The organism is Haloferax sp. s1, from assembly GCF_058382125.1.
On the sequence record NZ_JBZRPK010000231.1, the window covers coordinates 1 to 2157 of the forward strand.

At 62.8% G+C, this 2157-nt stretch carries 1 protein-coding gene; it reads right to left on the minus strand.

Annotated elements, in window-relative coordinates; genetic code table 11:
• Positions 1 to 2157, minus strand: a 2157-nt coding sequence (locus QT222_RS02060; RefSeq protein ID WP_491476150.1) for a molybdopterin-containing oxidoreductase family protein, incomplete at both ends; no start/stop codon positions are given.

The following is a 2157-nucleotide window of genomic DNA, read 5'->3' on the forward strand; positions in this document are numbered from 1 at the left end:
ACCTCGACGCGCACGTCGTAGAACGGGAACGTCTTACCGACGTCGCTCACATCGTCGTGCGTAAGGTGGTTGTGGTGTCCTTGGACGTAATCCCGTGTCCACCATCCCTGGTCGGTGTTGACGAGACCGGGTTTCATCGCGTCGTTCAGCTTCGCTTTGACAACCATCTCGCCGCGGTCGTTGTGGACGCGAACGTAGTCGTCGTCCTCGATACCGCGCGCTTCGGCGTCTTTCGGGTGAATGTCGAGCTGTGGCTCCGGGTTAATCTCCCGAATCCACTGCTGATACTCGAACTGCGAGTGGAGACGGAACCGCCCGTGTTTCTGCATGAAGATGAGTGGGTACTCGTCGGCCCCCTCGTAGTCCTCGGCCGTCCGCGACTCGATGGGCTTCGGTAACTGGAGGTCGACGCCCTTCTCCGAGGGTGCGTCCTCGTCGTACAGTTCGATACGGCCGCTCGGAGTCGGGAACTCGCCGGTGTACTTGACGGTCGGCGTCCCGAGGTGTGCGGTCCCCCGTTCGCGGAGTTCGTCGAAGTCGAACCGGTCGTCGCCATCCGACATCGTCCGGAGGACCTCCCGCTTTTCTTCCGGGAAGTAGTCCCCGAAGCCGAGTTTCTTCGCGAGGTCGCGAATCATATAGTAGTCGTCGCGCGACTCCCAAAGCGGCTCTTGGACCTTGTGTCGATAGGTGATGTGCGGGTGGGACCCCCACGACGAGACGATGTCTTCGGTCTCGAACCAGTGGGCCGCCGGGAGGATGATGTCCGCCTGTTGGACCGTCGGCGTGTGGTGGATGTCTGCGACGACGAACATATCGAGATTCTCGATACCCTTGAGGTGGCGCTGGCGGTTGGGGAACTGGTTCCCCAGCATGTTCGACTCGATGGAGTAGACGGCCTTGATTTGTCGCGGGTCGCCGTTCAGCATCGCGTCGGCGTACTCGTGGAAGTAGAGCGTCTTCGAACCGGGCGCATCGTCCGGCGACCCCCACCCACCGGTGTCGAGCGATGCGCCGAGTGGGTGGTGGGCGTGAACGTTTCCGTGCTTCCCGTAGTCGCCGGTGAGCGCGAGCATAATCGCGTACGCCTGCCCGAAGACGTGGCCGTGGATGTACCGGCCGATTGCGTAACTCGGCGCGATACCGCCGGGGCCACGGGTCGCAAGCCACCGCGCAGCCTTCCGGATGTTCTTCGCGGGCACGCCGCTGATTTCGGCCATTTCCTCGACGGGGTAGTCGGCGACGTGTCCCTTGAGTCGAGACAGCGCCGTCTCGTACGATTTCCCGTCGACTGTGTACGTGCCGGTGAGGACGTACGAACCGGGCGTCTCGGGTTCGAGCGCGACGAGTTCCCCGGTCTGTTCGTCTACGCCCACCGGTTTCGACTCCGTCACGCCCTCGATGACGCCCTTCGCGTCGAGCATCGTTCCGTCGGGGCCGATGAGTGCGGGCGCTGTCGTCCGCTTCCGGAGGAACTCGGCATCTTCGAGTCCCATATCGAGGACGTAGTTCATCATCCCGAGGATGAGGTGTACGTCCTTGCCGGGGTTGACGGGTAACCAGAGGTCGGCCTTCGACGCGGTCGTCGTGTAGACCGGGTCGACGACCACGAGCTTTCCGCCCTGTTCTTTCATATCGAGGAGCTTCGACGCGTCCATCTGGAGTTGGCTGGAGAAGATATCGGTCCCCCAAGCGATGAACGTCTTCGCGTTCTCCCAGTCTTCGGACTCGTTCGTCTGCGGGAGGTAGTACCCGTGTCCAGTGATTCTGTTGAACCCGCGGCCGACGTTGGCGTCGATAGACCACCCCGGCGTCGACCCACCGAAGAGGTTGGCGAGGCGGGATTCGACGGTGCTGTTAATCCCGTAGTTCCCGGAGCCAGCGTGGAACAGGACGCTCTCGGGACTGTACGTGTCTTTGACGCGGGTCATCCCTTCTGCGACGAGGTCTAACGCCTCGTCCCACGTGACGCGCTCGAACTCCGCGTCCTCACCGCGGCCCTGCGGGTTCGGACTGTCCGGCGACCAGTCGACCCGCTTCATCGGGTACTTGAGTCGCGTCGGGGTGTAGATACGCTGGGAGTGACCCAGACCGAGTAGACACGCCCGCCTGTACCGCTCGTCCTCGGGCACCTGCGGATCGATTTTACCGAAGCGC